10 protein-coding genes are annotated in these 16,777 nt (G+C 60.5%); 6 read left to right on the top strand and 4 right to left on the bottom strand.

The window, feature by feature from the left end:
* The first annotated feature begins 405 nt into the window (after nucleotides 1-405).
* The 6 genes from P73_RS23645 to P73_RS23620 all read left to right on the top strand — a co-directional run bounded on the left by P73_RS23645 (nucleotide 406) and on the right by P73_RS23620 (nucleotide 9,616).
* Nucleotides 406-1,125: a ParA family protein gene (locus tag P73_RS23645; RefSeq protein WP_043872326.1), complete on the top strand. Its 720-nt coding sequence runs from the start codon at nucleotides 406-408 to the stop codon at nucleotides 1,123-1,125.
* 10 nt (nucleotides 1,126-1,135) lie between these two features.
* Nucleotides 1,136-1,768, top strand: coding sequence for a hypothetical protein (locus P73_RS23640; protein WP_043872325.1), 633 nt, complete (start codon nucleotides 1,136-1,138; stop codon nucleotides 1,766-1,768).
* Nucleotides 1,769-1,928: 160 nt separating this feature from the next.
* Nucleotides 1,929-2,168, top strand: coding sequence for a hypothetical protein (locus P73_RS23635; protein WP_043872324.1), 240 nt, complete (start codon nucleotides 1,929-1,931; stop codon nucleotides 2,166-2,168).
* A 120-nt stretch (nucleotides 2,169-2,288) separates the two neighbouring features.
* Entirely contained in the window at nucleotides 2,289-3,410 is a 1,122-nt protein-coding gene (locus P73_RS23630; protein ID WP_043872323.1) for a Fic family protein, read from the top strand.
* Nucleotides 3,411-3,530: 120 nt separating this feature from the next.
* Nucleotides 3,531-7,616 (top strand): Eco57I restriction-modification methylase domain-containing protein, encoded by a 4,086-nt coding sequence (locus P73_RS23625; RefSeq protein ID WP_043872322.1) that lies wholly within the window; start codon nucleotides 3,531-3,533, stop codon nucleotides 7,614-7,616.
* The gene (locus P73_RS23620; protein WP_043872321.1) at nucleotides 7,613-9,616 is read left to right on the top strand and encodes an ATP-binding protein; all 2,004 of its coding nucleotides are present in this window, start codon (nucleotides 7,613-7,615) and stop codon (nucleotides 9,614-9,616) included. Before P73_RS23625 ends, P73_RS23620 begins: the two co-directional genes overlap by 4 nt.
* 9 nt (nucleotides 9,617-9,625) lie before the next feature.
* On the opposite strand, the gene P73_RS23615 is transcribed toward P73_RS23620, so the two are convergent.
* The 4 genes from P73_RS23615 to P73_RS23600 all read right to left on the bottom strand — a co-directional run bounded on the left by P73_RS23615 (nucleotide 9,626) and on the right by P73_RS23600 (nucleotide 16,690).
* Complete coding sequence (locus P73_RS23615) at nucleotides 9,626-9,898, bottom strand: WGR domain-containing protein (RefSeq protein ID WP_043872320.1); 273 nt, start codon at nucleotides 9,896-9,898, stop codon at nucleotides 9,626-9,628.
* An 84-nt stretch (nucleotides 9,899-9,982) separates the two neighbouring features.
* Nucleotides 9,983-10,915 carry a DUF2493 domain-containing protein gene (locus tag P73_RS23610; RefSeq protein WP_043872319.1) on the bottom strand — a complete coding sequence of 311 codons (933 nt, stop codon included), beginning with the start codon at nucleotides 10,913-10,915 and terminating at the stop codon, nucleotides 9,983-9,985.
* Nucleotides 10,916-11,278: 363 nt separating this feature from the next.
* Nucleotides 11,279-12,310 (bottom strand): DUF7146 domain-containing protein, encoded by a 1,032-nt coding sequence (locus P73_RS23605; protein ID WP_043872318.1) that lies wholly within the window; start codon nucleotides 12,308-12,310, stop codon nucleotides 11,279-11,281.
* A gap of 3 nt (nucleotides 12,311-12,313) precedes the next feature.
* Entirely contained in the window at nucleotides 12,314-16,690 is a 4,377-nt protein-coding gene (locus tag P73_RS23600; protein ID WP_043872317.1) for a strawberry notch family protein, read from the bottom strand.
* Nucleotides 16,691-16,777 lie beyond the last annotated feature (87 nt).

Genomic DNA, 16,777 nt, shown 5'->3' with positions numbered 1-16,777 from the left:
CTGCAGGGGCGATTTCCCGTCCTTAGTCAAGTGGATCGCGCTTCGCGCTCATTGCACCCCGTCTCTTGCACCCCGCAAGACGGGTTTTGCTGCGTGCTGACCGTCTCGCGTCACCTGCAGAACGCCATACGCGAGGCTGCCTCCCGTTGTCTGGAGCGCGCTATCCGTCACCTGCATTCCGTCCGCAGTACATCGCCGAGCGCATCCCGACATTTGGAGGGTGTGTGGTGCCCCGCGACGAATGCTGAAGGCGCCACGGCAGACGTCGCACGGTCATCGCACAATGCCGCCCGCTGCATGCCAAACGCGGGTCGCATCCCGACTTCTGCTTGACCCCTCCGCCTCATGCGTTTAGCGACATTTTCGCATTATCGTTGCGATTCACTATTTTTGCGGAGGATCAGAATGCCGAACGAAAATCTTGTGGTGATCGCAGCGATGGCCCGGAAAGGGGGCAGTGGAAAAACGACGCTTTCGCGCGCCTTGATCAGCGCCGCGATCGCCGCCGGACGCAGAGTGATGTTGATCGACACGGACAGCACGAGAGTACTCGGTGCCTGGCATGCTCGGGCGGAAGCCGGTGGGCTGAGTTCGCCGCTTCTCTGCTCGGCCACCGTCGAAAGCGTGGCGGGTGTCGAGGATCAGATCGATCAGGTCTACATGGCAGGCACGGCAGACTTCATCTTCATCGATACCGCAGGGGTCGGTGCCGAATGGTCAGACGGCATCGCGGTGCTTGCGGACCACATTGTGACGCCCGTCATGCTGTCAACGTCTGATTTCGATGTCGGAGCGCAGACAGCTGATTGGTTTGAGAAACTGAAATCCCGTGTTGATGACCCCTCCAGCCTTCCGCGCCACCACGTCGTCCTGAACATGGTCGACCCGAAAACGACCCGTGCTGACGCCGCCCTGATTGAAGAAGCGCTCACCCGTTTTCCGGTGATTGAGACCGTCATGATGCGACGGAACACTTACAAGGAGATGGACCAGAAGGGGCTTCTCCACGCCTTGGCACTGGAAAAGCAAGCCGATCCGAATCCCCTGATGCGTCCACATGTACGTCATGTCGTCGAGGCGCTCGAGGAGGCGACGGACATCCTCAACAACATTCTTGCTGCGTGAGGACAGTCGATTGCGCAAGAAGATCCCGACCATCACCAGGCCCGACCCAGCCTACGCCGCCACCCTGCAACAGGGTGACCGCAAGGTTCCAGGGAAGGAAGACGAGGCACAGGTCACAGCAACAAAGACGAGCACCCCATCCGCTGAGGTTGACGCTGATCGGCACGAGGCAGAGCGTGCGCCGGACGTTACCGTGGCGCCGCACCAAGTCACCGCGGAAAGCTTTGACCCGCATACCAGCCGGAGAGCTTCCGTATCGGCGCGCGCTTTGAGCCCGACCCGGAAGATCGACATCAGGGTCAACGCACTCGAACGACAGGAAGCAGCGCTCCAGACTTGTGGTGTTGAGCCAGCACATGTGGTGCGTGCCGCCCTGCGCCGTGCAGTCAAAGGCTGGCAACTGTCGCCGGTCTTCGCCCCAGTCGCGGAGGAGCGACGCACTCGAAACACGCAGTGGCAGGCCCGGACATCTCTGGCAGTCGATGCGGCCAGCCTGAGTGTCCTCCTTCGGGACCACGACCCCCTCGACGTCTTGAGTAAATGGGCCCTGATCCGCGGCCAGGTGGAACCACGCATATGGGGCGAGATCGACAAAATCTTGGAAGAAATTGCTGTTCGTGCTGCATCGCCGCATGAACCGTAAGATGCCTATCTGAAAAGATAACTTGCATTTCGCCGGTGGATTTTCGCCCACCCAGAACGGTTCATCTTGCAGTTGCAGAAACCTAGTCCTAACACCAGCTAACAGGAATTTCAGACCTCAGTAGTGACGAGTTGCGAGGTCCATTTAGGAGGAACGCATTATGAATACGAAGCCCCGCCTGACTGGCGAACCGATCATGCGCATCCTCTGCAAGACATCTGAAAATCTGGTTGGCTACCTTTACCAATGGAACAATGGTGACGTGCAGCCTGCCTGGTTCGACCGCGCCATGGCGAACGTTCGCTATGAACCATTCATTCAAGCGCCGGAACAGAACCCTGTCGATCCGAATACCCCCAGAACGCGTCAGCAAGATCTGACGCACCTTGAAAAGGCCTAGCTCAAGGTCTCGCGTCGGTTTGAGGGTCATCCCATCCCGCAGGTCCTTTGAGCGATAGAGTTGACTTCTATGCCTCAGAAGTGATTTAGATATGAGTTATAGAAAGGATGTCTATAACTCATGGCTTGGAACTGGACGCTGCCCGATTGGCCGGATTTCCGGTATGATGCCTCCGCTCTGGAGCCGTTTGAGCAGACGTTTCTGCTGTCGTCCGGAGAAATCCTCGGCGCGGTTCATCATGTCAGCCAGCCGGAGCGCGAGCAACTCCGCATCGAACTGCTCAGCGAGGAAGCGATGCAGACGAGTGCCATCGAGGGTGAAATCCTCGATCGGCTCAGTGTCCAGTCTTCGCTGCGCCGCCATCTGGGCCTCGATCCGGACAGCTACCCTGCCAAACCGCGCGAACAGGGCGTCGCGGAAATGATGGTCGATGTCTATTCCAGTTTTGCAGAGCCGCTGACCCATGAGACACTGTACCGCTGGCATCGGATGCTACTGTCCCATGACCGTCGGTTGGAAATCATCGGGGCCTACCGACAACATGCCGAGGCGATGCAAATCGTTTCCGGCCGCCTTGACCGGCCGACGATCCATTTCGAAGCGCCGCCCTCGGAGCGGGTCATGCCTGAGATGGAGCGATACGCGGATTGGTTCAACAAGACCGGGCCGGGGGGAGCAGAGCCGCTTCCAGCGCTGACGCGCGCAGGGCTAAGCCACCTCTATTTCGAGAGCATCCACCCATTCGAAGACGGCAACGGCCGCCTGGGTCGCGCCCTCGCTGAAAAGTCTCTGGCGCAGAACATTGGCCAGCCGACCCTCATCTCGCTCGCCTTCACCATCGAGAAGGAGCGCAAGGCTTACTACGACCAGCTCGAGCAGCATCAAAAAACGCTCGACGTGACCGATTGGCTCGTCTGGTTCGCAGAAGTTGTCTTGAAGGCCCAACAGGCAACACTCGACCGCGTCGGCTTCTTCATCAGCAAGGCACACTTCTACGATCGTCACAGGGACCAGTTGAACGAACGCCAGGCCAAGGCCATCGCTCGAATGTTTCGGGAAGGCCCTGGCGGTTTCAAAGGCGGCCTCAGCGCCGACAACTATCTCAAGATCACCGGAACTTCACGCGCAACCGCAACCCGCGACCTGCAGGATCTGGTCGAGAAAGGTGCGCTCAGCCGAACCGGTGAGCGACGCCATACGAGGTACTGGTTGAACCTGAATGAGCGGAGGCGATCGCATTGACAGAAGTGCGTCCGATCAAACGACACCCTTCCCTTGGCGGGCCGCCCGTCTGTGATTTTTCCAAGTGCACGGATCTGGGGCACCTGCTAAATCTACAAAAAGCAATAAGGAAGTTACGATTTGAGCAGTGAGATCGCAAGCCAGGGAAGCCTATTCACATCTGACTTTCTGACCGAAACCATTCAAGGCGTTTCGGAGTGGAACACCCTCGGGAATGCTGATCTCGACCGTTTCGAAACATCTCTTCGATCGATCTTTGAAAACTTCCCGATTTCCCAGACACCCAACGAAAGTCAGACCGAAGACGATCTGATCTGGCCAATCCTAGAAGCGCTTGGCTGGACACAATCCCTTCGCCAACAAAATCTATCGCCGCGCGGGCGCGAAGACGTGCCCGATGGTTTGCTTTTTGAGAGCGCCGAGACAAAGGCCAAGGCGAACGGCTTTCCCGAAGAGTGGAAGCGATACGAGTTCGGCCGCGCCGTGGTCGAATCCAAGAGATGGGCACGCCCCCTTGATCGCCGCTCCGGCCGGCGCGGGGAAGAAACCGCCCCATCAACCCAGATGCTCCGCTACTTGCGCCGCATCGACGATATCACCAATGGCGCACTACGTTGGGGCATTCTGACCAACGGCTCGAAGTGGCGGCTGTATTTCTCGGGTGCGCGATCGGTATCCGAGCAATTCTTCGAGCTCGACATCGCCGCGATCCTGGACTTGCCAGGGCACAATGAGGGGCTTTTTGCGCTCAATGAGGCCGATCGCCGCCACTGGCTGAAGGTCTTCTACCTTGTGTTCTGCCGCGAGGCATTCGAGCCTGCGGGGGCTGATCCGCGCACCTTCCATGAAAAAGCCCTCGAAGAAGGCAAGTTCTACGAAGAGCGCGTTGCCGAAGACCTCTCAAACAAGGTTTTCGGGGAGGTGTTCCCCGATCTGGTCCGCGCCATCGTCAAGGCCGCGCCCGAGGCTGATCTTCAAGAGGTGCGCGAAGCCGCACTGATTTTGCTCTATCGCCTCTTGTTCATCCTCTATGCCGAAGACCGCGACCTCTTGCCGGTCAAGGATACGCGCTATGACGATTATGGGCTGCGCAACAAGGTGCGCCTTGATGTCAAAGAACGCAAAGACAATAACGACGTCTTCTCGGATACGGCCGCGCGCTATTGGGGAGCGATGGCCGACCTTTTCCTGGCGATCGATCAAGGCGACGCGTCGATAGGCTTGCCGCCCTACAATGGCGGTCTGTTTGACCAGGGGCGCCATGCGATCCTAACCAATATCCGCATCCCCGATGCAGTCATGGCGCGTGTGATCGACGCACTTTCCTTTGAGCTGACGCCGGAGGGGCGCAAATATATCAACTACCGCAACCTCTCGGTGCAGCAGCTTGGTTCGATCTATGAGCGGCTCCTCGAATACGAGGTGACGCGCGACGGCGAAGATATCACCGTTCAGCCCAACATCTTCGCGCGCAAGGGGTCGGGCAGCTATTATACGCCCGATGACTTGGTGCAGCTCATTCTTACAGAGACCCTTGAGCCGCTTGTGGAAGAGCGAAAACGTGCGTTCAAAGACAAGATCGAAGAGCTAGGGCAAGGGGATCTGCCAGATCATCGCAAGATCGGGCAGCTTAAGCGCCTCGATCCCGCGACCGCGCTTCTTGACCTCAAAATTTGTGACCCGGCTATGGGCTCCGGCCATTTTCTCGTAAGTCTGGTGGACTTCATGGCCGATCAGGTGATTGCAGCCATGGCAGAGGCCGAGCTCGATGCGCCCGAGGAGTGGGGGGACTATATTTCTCCGCTTGGCGAGAGGATCGATACGATCCGCAACACCATCCTTGCTAACGCTGACGAACGGAGCTGGACGATCGACGAGGAGCAACTCGACGATCGGCACATCATTCGCCGGATGGTCCTAAAGCGCTGCATCTACGGCGTCGATAAGAACCCGATGGCAGTCGAACTCGCGAAGGTAGCTCTGTGGCTCCACACCTTCACCGTGGGTGCACCACTGTCTTTCCTGGATCACCACTTGCGGTGCGGGGACAGCCTTTTTGGATCATGGGTCAAGAGCGGTATCGACAAGGCCGCGACATACGGCACACCGCTCCTTCTGCACGAGCCCATGAGACGAGCGCTCCGGGCAGCCTCAAAGATGCAGATTGTCGAAGGTCTGACAGACGCTGAGATCGCCGAGGCGCATCGTTCGGCCGACGTGTTTGCCGAGGTGCAGGAGATGACCGCGCCCCTCGACGCTCTATTGAAATTTATCCACGCGCTGGAATGGATCGGCGTCAAAGACAAGGCAGGAAAAGCCGCGTTGAAAGTCTTTTTCGACGGTCAGTTTGGTGATCCTTTGGCCATTGCCATGGGTAAACGCGATCCCCGGATCAAACGTGACGCCGACAAACGGTTTGCTGAAATACTCGAAGAAGCACGAACTTTGATTGCCGAAGAAAACTTCCTCAATTGGCAGGTCGCTTTCCCTGGTATCTGGTCCGATTGGGAAGATGACCTGCTGAATGGTGGGTTCGACGCAATTGTCGGCAACCCGCCTTGGGACAGGATCAAGCTTCAGCAAGTCGAGTGGTTCGCCGCGCGCCGTCCGGAGATAGCAAGGGTTCAACGTGCCTCGGACCGGAAAGATCTGATCGCCGATCTGCAGAAGGCTGGCGACCCGCTCGCAGCGGAGTTCGAAAAAGCGAATGCCCGCGCAGAAACGACCAGCCGGATGGCGAGAAGGGGAGGAGATTACCCTCTACTTTCTGGTGGCGACACGAATTTCAACTCACTGTTTGTTGAAAGGGCGCGAAAGATAGTCGCCCCTGGCGGCATCGTCGGGCTGCTGATCCCATCTGGTATCGCCACTGAAACCAGCTCGCAGGAGTTCTTTTCGCAGCTGATCGAAGGTCATGCCGCGTCTTGCTATTTCGACTTCTTCAACAAGCGGGCCGCCGGACCCCTCTTCTTCCCAGACGTCTACTACCGTTTCAAGTTCAGCGTCCTTGTCTTCTCAGGAGGGGACAAGACTTTCGACCAATGCCGCTTTGCCACTTTTGTTCGGGATATTGCCGAACTGAAGGACTCCCGCAAAGTGTTCAGCATGGGTGTCGATCACTTCAAACACGTCAATCCGAACTCGAAGACCGCACCGGTTTATCGAGCTACCCGAGACCGGGAAATCTCGACTGAGATCTATGACAGGTTTCCCGTGCTCGTAGATCGCTCGTCGGGCGATGAAGTCAAAGCCTGGCCAGTCCAGTACGCCACTCTCTATCACATGGCCAACTCTTCGGACCAGTTTCGGACTGCCAAGGAGTTGCACGAAAAGGAAGGCGCTTGGCCAGAAAGCGGCGGGGTCTGGGGCAGCTCGCAGGGAACGTGGGTGCCGCTCTATGAAGGCAAGATGGTCCAAGCGTTCGATCATCGCGCGTCCGGTATTACGACCGTTGATGCAAATCTCCACCGCAGCGGTCAGGGAGCCGCAACCACAGACGAGCAAAGGCATGATCCGAACCATGTTATTGCACCGCGCTACTTTGTACTCGATCCCGGCGATCTGCGCGTTGAGTTGGCGATCAAGGATGTCACATCCACGACGAATGCCCGGTCCCTGATTTCCTGCATCATCCCGCCGTTCGGTGCCGGACACACCCTTCCAATCTTGCGGATCGAAATCGAAGACGCAAAAAAACGTGCAGAAGCCCAAGCCATACTGGCCGCATCGCTCAACAGCACCATGGTCGACTTCGTTGCCAGGACCAAGATCCTGAGCAACCACGCAAGCTGGTACATTCTGGAACAGCTTCCGATGATCCCACCCGCAGAGTTTCAATCGACACGATTTGGCAGCAAGTCCGCGTCGCAGATCGTGTGCGAAACCGTATTGGAGCTGACCTACACCTCCCACGACATGGCACCGTTTGCGCGCGATCTGGGTTACATCGATGACGCAGGGGCAGTCCGCCCCCCGTTTGTTTGGGATGAAAACAGACGTGCAATGCTGCGCGCCAAGCTCGACGCGCTGTTCTTCATTCTATACGGCCTCACCGATCGTGACGATGTCCGCTATGTCTTCTCGACCTTCCCAATCGTTGAACGACAAGAGGAAGACGCCTTCGGTGAGTTTCGAAGCCGCGAGCTTTGCCTTGCCTGGATGAACGCGCTCGCCGCCGGAAACCCCGACGCGGAGATCAGGCTATGAGCAACGTCAACGTCAAACGCGCCGTCGAGAACATCCGATCCGGAACAAACGTCTACACCCCGCTAGTCGAAACCATCGTGAACGCGATCCAGGCCATCGAAGCCGCATCCATCGAGAAAGGCCGCATCGATATCCTCGTGAGACGGTCGAACCAACAGGAACTTGAAGGCGGCCAGCCGCCCGTTGAGAGTTTCACAGTCATCGACAACGGTATCGGCTTCAATGACGAGAACAGGGATTCATTCGACACCCTGTACTCCGACCACAAGATTGCCCAGGGCGGGAAGGGATTTGGGCGCTTCACCTGTTTGAAATACTTCGACGACTTGCTTATCGAGAGTGTTTTCCAATACGAAGAGGGACGGAAAAAGCGCGCCTTCAAAATGGGCAAGCAAACCGACATCATCGTCAATGAAAGCATTGAAGAATGTCCTTACGGCGACATCGGGTCGCGTGTCACCATGCGCAAGGTCAAGCGAGCGTTTCCGGACAAGAAGGTCAAGACGATAGCTCGCACACTGGTGGAGCGGCTTCTGCCGTACTTCATCGACGCCGACTATCAGTGTCCAGAGATCGGGATTTCCGAGGAAGACGGAACAGGTCGGATCATCCTTAACGATTTTGTCAGCAACCAGCTGGCTGCGATGATCAAGGAGATCCCGCTTCAAGATGGTAGAATCGTTCTGGGATCTGGGGACAAAGAGCAGACATTCCAAGTTCGAGTATTCAAGCTCTACTCACCGCGAAATCAGAAGAGCAAGATCAGCTTGGTTGCAGACCGCCGAGAGGTCACAGACACGGCAATCCATAGCTTCGTGCCAGAATTCGTTGACGAATTTTTTGAAGAGGGGTCATCCGAAGGCGAAGAACGGGATCGCAACTACATCGTCAAGGCGTATGTCTTCGGCCCATATCTCGATGCCAACGTATCGCTCGAGCGTGGTGGTTTCGATTTCCCAAAGGGCGAAGACCTGCTTCATCCTATCTCACAAGCCGAAATCGAGCAGGCAGCAGCGTACATCGCACGCGACGCCCTTGGTGATACAATCACCGCGAGACAGGAGAAGAAACGCACACAGGTGCGCAGCTACGTCGAAGATTCTGCGCCTTGGCACCGGACAATCGCGGAAGACATCGACCTGTCGTCCATGCCCTACAATCCCACGCCTGAACAGATTGAGACAGTATTCCAGAGGGAGAAGTTCTCTCAGGAAGTCGCCATCAGGCAGCAAGTTGATAAGATGCTCAGTGAAACGGACGCAGCTGGACTTAAAGATGGCCTGCCCAAGATACTGGATCAGATATCAAGGACCAGCCGAAGCGACCTGATCCACTATATTGCACTACGAAAGCATGTGCTCACTCTCTTCGGAAAAAGCTTTGAGCTCACGGATGACCTAAAGTACCCGTCCGAAGGCACCGTCCATGACATCATCTTCCCTCGAAAAGGCGATTCCGCGGCCACGGCCTACGATGATCACAACCTCTGGATCATAGATGAGCGCCTTAATTTCACGTTTTTTGTGCACTCAGACAAACCCTTGGACGGAGGAACGTCTGAGCGTCCTGACATCCTCGTATTCGACAAGCCGGTATTGTTCCGGGGCGATAATGAGGCGAGCAATCCGATCACCGTTTTCGAGTTCAAAAAGCCTGGGCGCGATGATTTCGCGAACCCGTCGTCGAAAGAAGACCCGGTCCAGCAGATCGTTCGATACGTGAACAGCATTAAGAAAGGGAAGTTCAAGACTCCGAAAGGACGCCCAATTCAAGTCGCTGAAAACACCCCATTTTATGGCTACGTTATGTGTGAAATCACAGAGAAGGTCAAAGAATGGCTAAAAATGGAGAAAGACTTCACTCCCATGCCGGACGGCGGGGGATGGTTCAAATGGTTCGGCAACAACAATCTCTACATGGAGGTTTTGAGTTGGGACAAAGTCCTGCGGGATGCCGAGATGCGGAACCGCGTGTTTTTCCACAAACTGGGTATCGATTGAATGGCAAATCTAGCCGTTTGACCGCGCCTCGTATCCGCGGCGCTTCTTCGTCGCCGTTAGCTTCATGAGCGCCGTGACCGCTCTACCCTCGTCCGGGTGCTGTTCGACTAGCATCTGCCCTCGAAACCCGATACGGCCCCATTCCCGCACGAGGCATGCGCCGCCAAACAGGTCCGGCTGAACGCTCATTCGATAGAAGCGCCGCATGTTGAGAGACGGGTCGATCCGCTTGAGATCGACCGTCGTCGGGAACACTTCCATTTGCTGCGATGTGTCGAACATGTTGTTGATGCCTCTCTCCAAACCACAATATCAAGCGCTCTTCGACGTTTCCACAATGTTCTGTCCCGGATTGAAGTCGGGGGCTCACGCCCCCTTCTCGAACTTCATGACCGGGATGCCGAGCTTCTTGGCCTTGTCGGCGAGGTTTTCCTGGATACCGGTTCCGGGGAAGACAAGGACCCCGACCGGGAGCACATCCAGCATCGCGTCGTTGCGCTTGAAGGGCGCGGCCTTGGCGTGCTTGGTCCAGTCGGGCTTGAAGGCCACCTGCGTCACGCCCCGGGCTTCGGCCCATTTGGCGGCGATGAGCTCTGCGCCCTTCGGGCTGCCACCGTGCAGGAGGACCATGTCGGGATACTTGGTCCGGACCTGGTCGAGCTTGCCCCAGATCAGGCGGTGATCGTTGAAATCGGTCCCGCCGGTGAGGGCGACCTTGGGGCCTGCGGGAAGCATTACCTCGGTCTCGGCGCGGCGCTTGGCGGCCAGGAAGTCGCGGCTGTCGATGAGCGCTGCGGTCATGTGCTGGCGGTTCACCATCGATCCGGTGCGGGGTCGCCAGGTTGATCCCGTGTGATGGACGAACTCGGTGGCGGCGTGATCGCGCATCATGTCCATGCAGTTGCGCCGTTCGACGAGTGTCAGGCCTTCAGCCGTCAGGCGCTCGAGTTCGACGGATTTCACCTCGGAGCCGTCCTGCTCGCGCTGGAGGCGGCGCTGCGCCTGCTCGTTCTCATCGAGTGACCGCTCGATCCGTGCCGTGGCGCGGTGGAAGAGGTTGACCTGGCCCCAGAGCACCTCTTCGAGGTCGGGTTCCATACGGGTGTCTTCCAGGGTCGCGACGAGGGCGTCGAAGATGTCGGCGACGGCGACGGCGAGCCGCTGCCCATCGGGCATTGGGCGCGGATCGGGCTCGTCAAAGGGGCGATAGCCATAGAGCTGAAGCTCGTCGAGCGCATGGGCGGTCTGGGATGCGCTATGGGCGGGTTCATACGCGTCGTCGTGGGTCTGGATCGTCATCGGTTTCTTGCCTCCGGGCCTGTCTCGTCCGCGCGTCATCCCGCGCGGCCTTCATGGGCAGACCCGAGCCGTCGGGCGGTTGCCCCTTCACCCCGGCTTCACCGGGGCCGGAACAGCGTGGAGGAGGTCGGCAGGGAAGCTATTTGTCTCGCGATGCAAAGGCGGCTTTGCCGCCGGCGGAAATAGGTTCCCTGCCGACCTTGCAGGGGCAACCGCATTGACGGCCTGCCCATCTCTTGAAGGCCGCGCAGGGCTGACGGGTGGATGCGCAAGGCCCGGGATGGGGTGAGGACGACGATCCAGAGCCACGACTGGGATACAGCCCCCTGCCCCGCACTCCCAGCCCCCCCTGCGCGATGTAGCTCAGCTGGGCAGGCGATGCCGATCCTCTGGCCCGATCTGACCTGCCAGATGCTGGCGCAGCGCGTCCTTGCCGTTCGCCCGAAGATCATCGTTGAAATCCCCGAGCCGCGGTTCCAGCACCCGCACACGCACCCCGACCTCGGAGGCTCTGGCGCTCAACCTCCCTGCCGCACGTTGCCCGGCCGGATCGCGGTCGATGGCGATGTAGAGGCGCTGGAGCCCCTCCGGCAGCAGGACCGCCCCGAGGTGTCCCGACGAGAGCGCCGCCCAGACGGGAAGGCTCGGGGCCGCCTCGGACAGGGACAGCATGGTCTCGATGCCCTCGCCGACGACGAGGATGTCATCCTGCGGGGTGAGCCTGACAGCATTGCCGAGGAGGTGACCCATAGCCCGACGCTCTGGATTCACTGCCGCCTTCCCCTGTCCGTCAGGCGCCAGCCAGGTGCGATGCACGCCCTGCACGGCCCCTGCCCCATCGGTAACCGCGGCGATCATCGCCGGTCTGGGGATGCTCCGGGTCTGCCCCTCTTCCCGATGCCAGCACTTCGGGTGGAAGCGTAAGGCGCCGTTCGCCCCGAATTGGGTGATGCCTCGGGAACGGAGGTAGGTCTCAGCAAGCGTGCCTGTGATCGGGTTCGATGCAGCAAACAAGCGCGCCGCCGCAGCAGGAGTGCCACCTGGCGCCTTGGCCTTCCTCGGCTCTTGCCTATCCGGGACGACCGGCTGCGGACGGCCAAGATGCGCTCGGGCCTCGGCGAGAAGGTCGGGGAAGCGCGTGATCCCCGTCCGGGCGCGGATGATGTCCAGGAGATCGCCATGCTCGCCTGTGGCCCCATCCGTAAACTTGCCCGCTGCTCCTGGTCCCGACGCAGGGCCCGTCAACCGCACGAAGAGAGACCGGCCGGGGTTGTTCTGCAGATCGCCGACGATCCAGTAGGATCCTTCCCGCCGTCCGGCGGGAAGGTAGGCACGACAGACGCCTTCGGCATTTTCTGCCAGATCGCGCACGAGGTCTTCGGTCTTGGAATACATGGGTCAACAACCTCCGCGATCATGTAGCCTTGCGACAGGACAACGTGCAAGCAGACGATCCAGTATCGCGACGCCATCGGCGTCGGTCGGGCAAAACAGCCGAAGCTTCCAACTAATAATCTCCGAGAAGAAGCCATCGGCCTTGAGCCGGTCCTTGGCGGCCTCGGTGAACCCGGAGAGCTCGATCCGGTTCACGCCCATAACGCGGGACCGATGGAGCTCCATCCCCTCGGCCAGCCGCACCACGGTCTTGCCCTCCAGAACGAGGGCATGGACCTGCGCCGCCGACAGAGTCGGCGCGTCACTCGCAAGCGTGATCGCGACCCAGGCGGGCGAGACACGGCGGCCGATGATGCGCTGACCGTCATCGGTCTGCAGCCGGTAGACGCGGGTTTCGTCCTGGGGGAGCTGCTTCCAGATCGGCAGCAGCAGGCCCGCCACGATGTGCAGCGTGGATTCCGAGAACTCGGGCACTTCAGCCAGTTCGGAATTCCATGCGGCGGTGAAGGCCGCGCGGTCGGCCTCGAGCCAATGGGTGTCCTCCATCAGCTTGGCCGGGACAGTGCTGGCCTCGGTCGGCCGGATCAGCCTGAGGCGTGGCTCGATGGTGCCATCATCCAGCATTAGGCTGGTGGCGGGCACCTGCACCGCGGCCCGGCCCGAGCGGCTGTTGACCAGAAGCCGCGCCTTCGGGTCATCGAGCCAGTCGAGCGCATCTGCGAGGGACGTCGGAGCATTGCGCCGCTTTTCCGCGATGGTCAAAAGCTGGGTTTCTGCGCCAGAACCGGGATGGGTGTAGATGACCCTTGCATCGGTTACGCGGAAGCTCTCGGCGCGCAGCGTCTCGAGGCCGAGGTCATAGACCCCGGCGGCGATGGCCCCCTCGATCCGTTGATCGAGCAATTCCTCGAAAGCCGAGAAGAGCACGGCCTGCATGTTGATCGTCAACGCGAGCAGACGATTGAGGAAGGTCGTGATCGGCGGCAACTCGTCCTTCAGACCATTGTCATCGGTAAGGCTGAGACCGGTGGCATCCTCGAAAGCGCCGAGCGAGCAGCCCGCGACATCGCCGCGATAGATACGACGGTAGAGTTGGCGCAAAGCATCACGGGCGTATGGGCTTTCGAGGTTGTCCTCGGGTCGGAACAGCCCCTGCCCGCCGGTCTGGCGCTGGCCGCGCGTGATGGCCCCCAGCGTGTCGAGACGACGGGCGATGGTGGAGAGGAACCGCTTCTCTGCTTTCACATCGGTGGCCACAGGCCGGAACAGCGGCGGCTGCGCCTGATTGGTGCGGTTCGTCCGCCCGAGGCCCTGGATGGCAGCATCCGCCTTCCAGCCCGGTTCCAGAAGGTAATGGACCCGCAGGCGCTGGTTCTTGGCCCCGAGATCGGCGTGATAGCTGCGCCCCGTGCCGCCCGCGTCGGAGAAGATCAGGATGCGCTTCTGGTCATCCATGAAAGCGGCGGTTTCCGCGAGGTTGGCCGATCCGGCTCGGCTTTCCACGACAAGCCGCGCGGCAGGACCCTCGCCCTTGCGAACGATGCGGCGCGAGCGGCCCGTGACCTCGGCCACGAGATCGGTGCCGAAGCGCTGCACGATCTGGTCGAGCGCGCCCGGGACGGGCGGCAGTGACGCCAGCTTCTCGATCAGCGCATCGCGCCTGCGTGCTGCCTCGCGGCATTCGACCGGCTGACCATCGCGGACGACCGGTCGGGAAGACAGATTGCCCTCACTGTCGGTGAACGGCTCGTAGAGCTGCACCGGGAAGGAATGGGCGAGGTAGTCCAGCACATATTCCCTGGGAGTGATGTCGACGCGGATGTCGTTCCATTCCTCGGTCGGAATCTCCGAGAGACGGCGTTCCATCAGCGCCTCGCCGGTCGAGACGATCTGGATGACGGCCGCATGGCCTGCCGCGAGATCAGCCTCGATGCTGGAAATGAGGGTGGGGGTTTTCATGCTGGTCAACAGATGGCCGAAGAAGCGCTGCTTGGCGCTCTCGAAGGCCGAGCGAGCGGCGGATTTGGCCTGGCGGTTCAGAGTGCCGCTGTCACCCGTGATGTTGGCCGCCTCCATTGCGGCGGCAAGGTTGTTGTGGATAATGGCGAAGGCCCCGGCGTAGGCATCGTAGATGCCGCACTGCTCGGGGGTCAGCGCATGCTCGAGCATCTCGTACTCGACACCGTCATAGGAAAGCGACCGGGCGGTGTAGAGGCCAAGCGACCGCAGGTCGCGGGCGAGGACCTCCATCGCGGCGACGCCGCCTGCCTCGATGGCCTCGACGAATTCCGCGCGGGTGGCGAACGGAAAGTCTTCCCCACCCCAAAGACCGAGCCGCTGCGCATAGGCGAGGTTGTGAACCGTCGTCGCCCCCGTCGCCGAGACATAGACCACGCGGGCATTCGGAAGTTTGTATTGAAGGCGCAGGCCCGCCCTGCCCTGCTGCGAGGCCATGGTATCGCCGCGCTCGCCTTTGCCGCCGGCGGCATTGGCCATGGCATGGCTTTCGTCGAAGAGGATCACCCCGTCGAAATCTGCCCCGAGCCAGTCGACGATCTGGTCGACGCGGGATTTCTTCCCACCTCGTTCTTCCGAACGCAGCGTCGCATAGGTGGTGAAGAGAATGCCCTCGGTAAGCGGGATGTCGCGGCCTTGGGCAAAGCGCGAGAGCGGCGTGACCAGCAGGCGCTCCTGCCCGAGCGCCGACCAGTCGCGCTGCGCATCTTCCAGCAGCTTGTCGCTCTTTGAGATCCACAGCGCCTTGCGTCTTCCTCGGGCCCAGTTGTCGAGCAGGATCCCGGCCGACTGGCGGCCCTTGCCCGCCCCGGTGCCATCGCCGAGGAAGAAACCCCGGCGGAAGTGGACGGCGTCAGCGGCATCGTCCGCTGCAGCGGAGACCACGTCTCCGGTCTCATCCGCGGTCCAAGACCCCGTGAGATGCGCGCCATGCGCCTCCCCCGCATAGATGACGGTCTCGAGCTGCGCGTCTGACAGCAGGCCGTCGCGCAGGATGGTCGCCGGAAGCTTGGGGCGATAGCTCGGTTTCGGAGGTGCGACAGAGGCCATGGCCGCCGATTGCACAAGCTTGGTCGGGTGCGATGCGGCGTCTGGGATGTCGATAGCCTGCAGACGGAAGGTCTCGTAGATCGCGTCGGACAGCCGTGCGGCATCTTCGTCCTCGGCGGCGTCGCGGAGAGCGTAGTACAGTTCTTCGGCCTCAATCGGCGTTTCGGGTTTCGCCATTTTAGCCGCAGAGGTCGCGCGCGATCGGCTGGTGGTTGTGTGTGTGGCGCGGGCAGGACTTCCCGGGAAGAGGGAAGAATGGAACAGACCTGCATTTGCGGCCTGTTCCAGTTCGAGGCGCGGCGGAATCTCTGCAGTGACCCGGGACATCAGATGCGCCACGTCCCTAGACATGGGTTGGCGCAGGTCTGCGGTGGTGCCGCCCGGCTCGCCGCCGCGGCATTTGTCGAAGACAGAAATCCGCGTCTCGAAGCTGGTGCCGTGCTTGGCGAAAGCGGCGCCCGACACCGCGCTGGTGAAGACGAGATGGGCCGTCTCGGTCATACGGCCGAAGGTCTCGGCCGAGGCCGGCGCATCCGGCGCGAAACCGGCCCCTGTGATGGCGACGAGCCGCCCGCCGGGGGCCAGGCGCGCGAGCGACGAGCGCAGATGCCGGGCCGTCGCCTCGGTCGACCGACCATCGACATTGGCTTGGGCCGAGAAGGGCGGGTTCATCAGGATGACGCTCGGGCTTGAGGAGGCGTCGAGATGATCATCGATCTGCGCGGCATCGAACCGGGTGACCGGTCGGCCCGGGAAAAGCAGCCGAAGGAGATCGACGCGGGTTTCGGCCAGCTCGTTCAGCGAAAGATTGCCGCCCGCGATCTCGGCAAGGATCGCCAGGAGCCCGGTCCCGGCAGACGGCTCGAGGACCAGGTCGCGGGGCGTGATCTGTGCTGCCGCCAGTGCCGCCAGTCCCATGGGCAAGGGCGTGCTGAATTGCTGAAACCGCTCCATCTCTTCCGACCGCCGGGTGTGCGTGGGCAAGAGACCTGCCACCTTGGCGAGGATCGGCAACAGCGCCGCAGGCGAGCCGGCACGCGCAAGCAGCGCCCGACCGAACTTTCGCAGAAAGAGGACCAGCGCCACCTCGCCCGCCTCATAGGCGAGCTTCCAGTCCCAAGCACCGGTCGCATCGGAACCGCCAAAGGCATGTTCCATCTCGCGGCGCAGGCGCAGCGCGTCGATCTGAAGCCCTTGCGCCAGATCGGGCTGCAGCGCTTCGGCAACAGCAACGATCGCAGAGGCAGGATTTGCTGCCAACGGGACAATGGGCGCAGGCAAGGACGCCTGCGCACCAGGGGCAAGATGGGTCATCGGGAAACTCCGGAATGAAGGACAGGATCAGGCCCGGACTCCCTCTCTCGGGCAGCCTCGGACCTGATCTTTCCCGGCCCCTCTCTC

Source organism: Celeribacter indicus (assembly GCF_000819565.1).
Classification (GTDB): domain Bacteria; phylum Pseudomonadota; class Alphaproteobacteria; order Rhodobacterales; family Rhodobacteraceae; genus Celeribacter; species Celeribacter indicus.
Note: the sequence above shows the minus strand (reverse complement) of the source record. Positions and strands in the feature narration are given on the sequence as shown.